Raw genomic sequence first — 7,597 nt, forward strand, 5'->3', positions numbered from 1 at the left:
GTCAGAGGTTCGCCATGCTGCTACCACCCTGCTACCTTGAAGGTGTGACCGCACAGAAGAAGCAGACCCAGGTCCGGCTGGAACCCGAGGTCCTCGCCGCCGGCAAGGACGCCGCGGCCGCCCGCGGGCTGGACTTCAACCGCTACGTCGAACGGCTCATCATCGAGGACACCACCGGCACCCGCGCCGCCGGCATGAGCGCCGCGCAGCGTCTCATCGACCAGCACGGCGCCTTCCTCGACGACCTGGAGCAGCAGCTCGACGCCCCCTACGCCCAGCCGCAGCCGGGTGCGGCCGCGTGATCCTGCACATCGACGAGTCCTGGATCCTCGAAGCCGCCGAACGCGCCGGGCAGCGTGACCCGGCCGCCGACGACTACGGCGTGCCCATCGCCGCCGTCGCCCGCCACCGCGGCGAGCTCCTCGACACCCCGGTCTACGACGGCCCCTACGCGCGGGCCGCCGCTCTGGTCCACACCCTGGGCCGCTGCCGCTGGCTGGAGCGCTCGAACCTCACGGTCGCCTGCGCCGTCGCCGTCATGTACCTCGAAGCCAGCAACGTCCCCGTCAACCCGACCCGCGAGCAACTGACCGCGCTCGCCCACGAGTTGAACAGCCCGCGTACCACCGCTGCAGGGATCGCCGCCATGCTCCGCACCTGGAAGCCCTGACGCACCTAAGCGCCGGCCCCCGAGGGCCCGTCCTGAGCGTCGCAAGGGCATGCGATCGAACGCGTGGGGCAGGGGGCACAGTCGAGGTACTCAAGCCGGTCCCACCTGCCCACAGTGCAGACATGAGCTGCACTTCCCGAGATTCTCGTTGCAGCGTGTCGCCGGCATTGTGAGGATTCAATGCAGCTGTGGATCGGACTCCTCGGGGGTCTCATCGGTTCTCTGGTCGGCGGTGTCCTCACATGGCTGACCACACGCTGGAAACTTCGTGAGGAACTCGAGCACAGCTACGACAAGGACCTGCGGGCTGAGAGGCTCATGGCCTACCGGAAGCTCTGGCAGGAAACCGGAGCAATCCCGCGTTACTGGCGGCTTCAGCCGACGCGGACAGACCTGATTCGTCTCATCGAGAAGTGCCATTCGTGGTACTTCGAGGTCGGCGGTTTCCTCTTCTCGCAAGAGACCAAGGACGCGTACTTCAAGATGATGGATGCCCTCGACAAAGCCGGTGGACGGCAGTCCGACGACGACACACCAGTCACGAACGATGTTCTGGAAACCCTCTCCGTCGCTGCTGAACGGCTTCGGCTCCACCTAGCGGCCGACCTTGGAACAGGGTTGCGCCCGAAGGTGGCTTCACCACTGCTACTGCCGTCCAGAGCCCCTGATTAGCTCGTTCAGAGAAGCCTCGATCAGCAACGCCGCCCACCAGAGTCGTTCGAGATCAACAAAGGAGTCTCTGCACAGCTTCTCGCTGCCGCTGCATACGCAGCGTGCGAGGCTGTGGCACCGTGCAGCCGCTCGGCCCGCCGCTTTCCCCCGTAGCGGCGGGCCGGACTTTCGTCCAGCGGGCGAGCGTGACCTTGGGGCTGTTCGGGCAGGCGCTGAGGATGTCTGTGAGCGCGGCCTGTCCGGGATGCGGATCAACTGGTTCAGGCGCACGATGGAAGCAGAGAACGGCCAAGTCCTGCCTGGCAATTGTGCCGCCCGTAACCGCCGGTCCTCCCACCTGGCGGGTCGGTAGTCTGCGTCCCCTCTCTCGTGTGGTGCCTGCCGCAGGGCAGCGCAGCCGATGCGGCTTGCGCGCTTCTCAGGAACGCGGGTGAGACCTGTGCCGGCGTTGCCGACCCTCGCCTGCGAGCCTCAGTCGAAGGAGGCGGCGATGACACAGCCCGACACCAAGACGCAGACCATTCGGACCTGGGAGGACGATCCCGGCCAGCCGCCGGCGGCAAGGCAGCCGATCCAGCGTCCGATTCCCAACGGCAGTGCCGGACCCTTGGCGGTCGCTGTCGCCGGGGCGCGGCCCGCGCAGAGCGGCGACTATCCCGGCAGCGAGGAGTTCCGGTACTGGGCCGCGGTCGACGCCCTCAGTCGCGCCGCGACGTTCTGGGGCAAGCACCTTCCTGCGGGAACCACGTGGAACCCGGATGTCGGTTCCGTGCTGGAGGCCACTCTCGACTTCGGTGACCTGCTCAACGCCTACTACGACCGGGAGGGACTGAAGTTCTTCCGGCACGCTGTCGCCGGCGTGACGGTGCATTCCGGGGAGAGCCCGGACGTTGCCTGCCACGAGACCGGCCATGCGATCCTGGACGCCCTGCGCCCCGACCTTTGGGGGGCCTTCAGCGCCGAGGTCGCCGCCTTCCACGAGGCGTTCGGGGACATGAGCGCCATCCTCGCGTCCTTGGAGGTCGGATCGTTGGCAGACGACGTCCTCGCCGAGACGCACGGGAACCCGGCACAGTCGTCCCGGTTGTCACGCCTGGCGGAGCAACTCGGCTGGGCCATCCGCCAGAGCGCCCCGGACAAGGTCGAAGCCGACTGCCTGCGCAACGCGGCGAACAGCTGGTTCTACCAAGACCCGATCGCTCTCCCGCCGCTCGCCCCGGCGAATCAGCTCTCCAGCGAACCGCACTATTTCTCGAGGATCTTCACCGGAGCGTTCTTTGAAGGCCTGGCCGGCGTCTTCCGGCAGCAGCAAAACCGCGACGGTGCGGGACTCGTCAAGGCCGGCGACGTCATGGGCAGCCTGCTGGTGGCCGCACTGCGCACCACCCCGGTGGTGCCCCGCTTCTACGCACAGACCGCCGCCCACATGCTCGCCGCCGACCAGACACTGTACGGCGGGGCACACGTACCGGCCCTCAGCGCTGCGTTCATCCGCCACGGCATCCTCTCGCCGGGCGAGGCGATTTCGATGGCCACCCTCGCGGAAGAGCAACTCACGGCTGTCGCCGAACCGGAACCAGGGCTCCTCGCGCCGCTGGACGAGACCACCGTTCCGGGCGAACGGTTCGGTCTGACCGATGTGTTCTCCGTACGCGTTCCCGCGCAGGAGCCGAGATTCCGTGTGGCGGGGGCGGCGCCCGAGGGCGGCGAACTCGAGCAAGTCGCGAACCCGGAACGGGCCGCCCTGTCCTTTGTCGAAGACCTCTTCCGGCAGGGCCGTGTCGAGGTACCCGACGACGTCCTCACCCCTGCGGCGCCCGTCGTGGACGGTACCAGGACCCATACGCACGCCGTCGCCCGAACGGAATCGGGTGAACTCAGCCTCGACCGGGTTCTGTTCGCCGCGCCCTGAGAGGAACGCCACCACAGTGACCACCAACCACGAAGAGGGCGAGGAGGACCCGGCCAAGGCAGCCGAGCGGCAGGCGGAGGAACGGTTCATCGACGACCTCCTCGCCCGCGGCCAGGCCGTCCTGGAAGGAGAGGAACTGCCACCCGACGCCACCCACGTCGTCGAGCGCGACGAGGATGGCCGGCGCAGACTCCGCCGGGTCCGCTTCACCGGGAAGTGACCGCCCGGGCGTGTCCGGCTGGCCAAGAGGCAGGAAATGGGCGGTGTCTTGTCGAGGTTGTCAAGCCCGCCGTCTGCGGGTCGCCGCCATCAGCATGATCTGCCGGACGGGCCCTCGCCGCCTCGTCCGGTCTGTAGCTGCGGCGTCGGTTTCCAGGCAGACGCAGATGCTTGTCGTCGACATCGCGGCCGCGGACGACGCCACGGCCGTGGCCTTCCAGCAACTGCTCGCCGACCGGTGGGCGACAGCGACAGCAGAGCGTACGACGCACGACGTGGCCAGCCCGGTGTACGGCTGCGCTGCTACCCGGACTTGAATCAGCCAGTCGGCTCGGATGCGCACACCGACGCGCTGCCGCAGGTCCCCGCTGGTCTGGGAAACGCTGAGCATCACGTCCTCGGTGCCCAAAGACAGCAGGCGCTTTGAGCCAATGGGAAGGACGAGGGCCTGGGCGCCGGAAAAATGGTGCACCGGCCTCGCCGACCGCGTGCGTCGGCTTGTCGTTCAGTACGGGTGGGGCGGCCGGTGGGGGTCGGATTGCCTGATGGGCGGCGAAGTTCGAACCGGAATTGTTGACGCGGTAACGGCTACGCACATAGTTGATCGCTGCGCACATGTCGGCGACCACGTCATACGGCGTCGTCGCCGTACCGGCCTGGTGGTGCTCCGCGAAGGTCGGCGGAATGAGGCTAGTTCAGTACCGACGTGTCACAGCCTCACGGCGGTGAGTGCCGGTTTCCACGCCGGTACTGAAGCAAGAAGAACCGAGTAACGGCTCGGGTTCTGGGACGGTGATGGGCCGGAGCGCCGGCGCCGACGGGATGCCTGGCCTCCACGTATGCCGGCCATGAGCCGGGATCGACGTGGTCGTGTTCAGGGACGTGCGCGTGTGCGTACCAGCCGCCCTGAGACTGCCACACACTCACAGAGCAATGCGCGGTGAATCGGCCGCACGGCCCATGGGCCAGTTGTCCGGAACGCCCCAGGAGCGCACCCACGCGTTCAGCTCGTCCCAGCCCTTGCACGGGGTGTCCGTGAGCTTCGCGAACACCTTGCCGTTGAGGCGGCAGTGCGGGAAGAAAAGGGCCTCGATCTGGATGACGACCTTGCCGGCGCGGTTGGTACGAGTGCCGCCGGACAGATCCCTGAGCGACTTGCTGCGGGATGTTGCGGGGAAGAACCGGGCGAACGCACCGGTGAACGGATCCCACAGAACGTGCGGTGCCAGTTCCTTACCGCTGCTGGTGAAGAAATTCTTGAGGGAGGCGAATCAGGATCGTGCCGTAGTTTTGTCCCTTGCGCAGGGCAAACTCGTCCACTCCGAGCTCCCGCGGCGTGTGTACTTCGGCTCCGGCAGGCGGCGTATCAGCCGCAGGAGTGTCGACCGGCTCGCCCGGACCGCGAGCGTGGTCGCCAGGCGGTAGCCGGCCCGGCCACCGAGCATCACCCCTGCCTCTTGCAGCACCGTCTGCAGCCCGGAGCTTCGCCGCCCATGCCGGAAGGTGAGTCCCTCCACCTGCTCGACGTACGTGGCCTGCCGGCAGACGCGGTCACGGCAGCGGAACCGCCGGACCTGTAACTCGATCAACACGGGACGCCCGGCGACCGCAGTGTCGGCAAGGCGGCGCACGTATCGGCTGTGCACCCGGGCCGACACCGTCCGGCACGCGGGACACGCGGCACGCTCTGCCGATGCGCGGGCCCGTACGACCACCAACTCGCCCTCGATCACTGCGTTTTCGATCACTACGCCGTCGACCTGGTGGAACCACAGGTCCTGGAGGAGCACATCACTCACGGCCGTTCATGATCGCGCTTGTGGTGACCCTCGGTGGCCCCGGCACTGAAAGTGATCCAGAACCCACTGTCAAAGACCGCCGACAGGCAGAGTTTTTTTGAGTGCTGTCGGGGTGGCTGTCAGGGGGCTGATCTCATGTGCTGGCCGTTGGCGTGGGGATGGCATCGCCGACTTCTTCCTGTGGGAGAGGAGCCTGCTGTGGTGGGTCCGTGGATGAAGGTGGTCGGATGGGGTAGCAGAGCTGCTGCCGTGTGTATCTCGTTCGAGGAGGGCTTGTGACCGAGCCTGCAGGTTTGAGTGTCGAGGTGTCCGTGATCGGCTCCGACGCCGCGATCATCACCGTCAGTGGGGAGCTGGACGTCGACACGGGTCTCGTCCTGCAGCACCAGCTCGCCGGTCAGGTAGTGCATGGACGCCGTCACCTGGTGCTGGACTTGGCGGAAGTGCCGTTCATGGATTCCTCTGGGCTGGGCGTCATCATACGAGCCGTAAATGAGGTTCGGAGTATCGACGGATCCGTGTCCCTGGCGGCGCCGAGTCAAGTGGTGCGACGTCTGCTCGACCTGACCGGGGTCGGCATGAGCTGCCGGATATTCGACAGCACGGACGCGGCCTGTGAAGCGCTCCTCGGTCAGGGCGGTGAGAATGTGAGCACCACGACGGGCAAGGCGGCTCGATAGCAGATCGACCAGAGTCAGACGATGCCCACAGGGCCTGATCGCGATAATTCCTCCCCGCCGCCGCGGGGAGGAATTGCGCGATTAAAGCTTGTCCCGTAACCGCGTGCGCGGGATCAGGGTCCGTTGCGGTCGGGTGAGGTGGTGCACTGCAGCCACTTATCCACCACGTCATGGGAGTCGTCGAGAGCCGGATCGCGACTTCCACTGGGCGCGTAGGCCGGTGACCGGTCGGCACGCAGCGGCAAGTGGGCGCAGTACCAGGCCCGCTTGGCGCCCGCTTGCTCCGCGTCCGTGCCCGTCAGCGCGTAGTTGAGCAGGGCCGCCGTGACTCGCCGGCGCCCGAATGCGTAGAGCGCGGGCTCGATGAACCAACGGCAGAAGCTGGGGTCAGGGTCGTAGACGGCTGCGGCCATCAGCGGTGCGAAGAACTCCTCGGACAGGCTGGCGCGTTCGAGTAGTGGCTTGCGCACCGCATGGGCCAGGTGCCGCGCGCGTCGGCCTTCCGGCATGCCCGCCGCATTGTCGAGGTCCAGCAGCCGAGCCACCTCGGCTGCGGCCGACAGGAATGTCGGTTCCTCTGCCTCGTTCCGCTCTTCGTCGCCCATGGGCAGCATTCTGGGTGGACCCCGGCCCGAGAGGTAGGTAGATGCTGGTTGCTGATCCGTGAATCCCGCTTGTCGCTCAGCAACCTCGCCCAGAGTGAAACGATCACGGTGTGGCTGGTGTGATCACGGCGTCGGTGTCGTCCTGGATAGCCCCCTTCACAGGGCTGAGCCCGCGCTGCTTCGGCAAGTTGGTAGCCGCAGTACGGCGCGAGCAGACCGCAGACCGACAGCGCGGCCGACCTTGGAGTCTGTCGCTGGAGGATCGCATCCTGCTGGTCACGGCGTACTGGCGCACGAACTTGACCATGCGGCAGCTCGCGCCGCTGTTCGGTGTCTCGAAGTCGGCGGCCGATCGGATCATCGACCATCTCGGCCCGCTACTGGCCCTCCAGCCACGCCAGCGGTTCCGCAAGGACACCGTGCTCATCGTGGACGGCACCCTCGTGCCCACCCGCGACCGCACGATCGCCGAGCAGTCCAAAAACTACCGCTACTCCACCGCCCACCAGGTCGTCATCGACGCCGACACCCGTCTGGTTGTCGTGGTCGGCCGGCCCTTGCCCGGTAACCGACACGACTCCCGCGGCTGGGAGGAATCTGGTGCCAGTACCGCCGTCGGCGCCACGATGACGATCGCCGACGGCGGCTACCAAGGCACCGGCCTGGTCATCCCGCACCGCCGCCAGAAAGGCAGAGAACTCCCGGCCTGGAAGGAGGAGAACAACCGCTCTCACAAGCGGGTTCGCGCCCGCGTCGAGCACACCTTCGCCCGGATGAAATGCTGGAAGATCCTGCGCGATTGCCGCCTCAAGGGCGACGGTGTCCACCACGCGCTGCTCGGCATCGCACGGCTGCACAACCTCGCCCTCGCTGGATAGGCGACGAGTTCGTAGCGCACCGGACCTCGTCCACACCCAAATCGAAGATCACTTACGGGACAGCCTTTAGCTTGATCTTTAACCTGTGCGGCGAGGTCGCGGAGTGCCCGACTTCTTATTCCGGGACGTGGTGGTGGTCGTCTTGCGGGGTGTGTGGACGTC

At 66.9% G+C, this 7,597-nt stretch carries 10 protein-coding genes; 8 read left to right on the forward strand and 2 right to left on the reverse strand.

Annotation, left to right across the window (positions count from 1 at the left end):
* Positions 1-44 precede the first annotated feature (44 nt).
* From ACFY1U_RS49360 to ACFY1U_RS49385, 6 genes are all read left to right on the forward strand, one after another.
* Complete coding sequence (locus tag ACFY1U_RS49360) at positions 45-302, forward strand: hypothetical protein (protein WP_390700652.1); 258 nt, start codon at positions 45-47, stop codon at positions 300-302.
* Positions 299-670 carry a fic family toxin-antitoxin system, toxin component gene (locus tag ACFY1U_RS49365; RefSeq protein ID WP_390700653.1) on the forward strand — a complete coding sequence of 124 codons (372 nt, stop codon included), beginning with the start codon at positions 299-301 and terminating at the stop codon, positions 668-670. Before ACFY1U_RS49360 ends, ACFY1U_RS49365 begins: the two co-directional genes overlap by 4 nt.
* A 180-nt stretch (positions 671-850) precedes the next feature.
* Entirely contained in the window at positions 851-1,342 is a 492-nt protein-coding gene (locus tag ACFY1U_RS49370) for a hypothetical protein (RefSeq protein ID WP_390700654.1), read from the forward strand.
* Positions 1,343-1,832: 490 nt separating this feature from the next.
* On the forward strand, positions 1,833-3,254 hold the full coding sequence (locus tag ACFY1U_RS49375; protein ID WP_390700655.1) for a hypothetical protein: 1,422 nt from the start codon (positions 1,833-1,835) through the stop codon (positions 3,252-3,254).
* 16 nt (positions 3,255-3,270) lie between these two features.
* Positions 3,271-3,474 carry a hypothetical protein gene (locus ACFY1U_RS49380; protein ID WP_390700656.1) on the forward strand — a complete coding sequence of 68 codons (204 nt, stop codon included), beginning with the start codon at positions 3,271-3,273 and terminating at the stop codon, positions 3,472-3,474.
* 166 nt (positions 3,475-3,640) lie between these two features.
* The gene (locus ACFY1U_RS49385; RefSeq protein ID WP_390700657.1) at positions 3,641-3,790 is read left to right on the forward strand and encodes a DUF6207 family protein; all 150 of its coding nucleotides are present in this window, start codon (positions 3,641-3,643) and stop codon (positions 3,788-3,790) included.
* 954 nt (positions 3,791-4,744) lie between these two features.
* Here ACFY1U_RS49385 and ACFY1U_RS49390 read toward each other — a convergent pair.
* Positions 4,745-5,272 (reverse strand): transposase family protein, encoded by a 528-nt coding sequence (locus ACFY1U_RS49390; RefSeq protein ID WP_390700658.1) that lies wholly within the window; start codon positions 5,270-5,272, stop codon positions 4,745-4,747.
* 275 nt (positions 5,273-5,547) lie between these two features.
* On the opposite strand from ACFY1U_RS49390, the gene ACFY1U_RS49395 reads away from it, so the two are divergent.
* Positions 5,548-5,952, forward strand: coding sequence for an STAS domain-containing protein (locus tag ACFY1U_RS49395; protein ID WP_390700659.1), 405 nt, complete (start codon positions 5,548-5,550; stop codon positions 5,950-5,952).
* 113 nt (positions 5,953-6,065) lie between these two features.
* Here the strand turns inward: ACFY1U_RS49395 and ACFY1U_RS49400 are convergent, their stop codons facing one another.
* Entirely contained in the window at positions 6,066-6,557 is a 492-nt protein-coding gene (locus ACFY1U_RS49400; protein ID WP_390700660.1) for a hypothetical protein, read from the reverse strand.
* Between the two features lie 110 nt (positions 6,558-6,667).
* Between ACFY1U_RS49400 and ACFY1U_RS49405 the strand changes: the two genes are divergently transcribed.
* Positions 6,668-7,435 (forward strand): transposase, encoded by a 768-nt coding sequence (locus ACFY1U_RS49405; RefSeq protein ID WP_390700661.1) that lies wholly within the window; start codon positions 6,668-6,670, stop codon positions 7,433-7,435.
* The last annotated feature ends 162 nt before the right edge of the window (positions 7,436-7,597 follow it).

The sequence above is a fragment of the Streptomyces sp. NPDC001351 genome (assembly GCF_042896045.1).
Classification (GTDB): Bacteria; Actinomycetota; Actinomycetes; order Streptomycetales; family Streptomycetaceae; genus Streptomyces.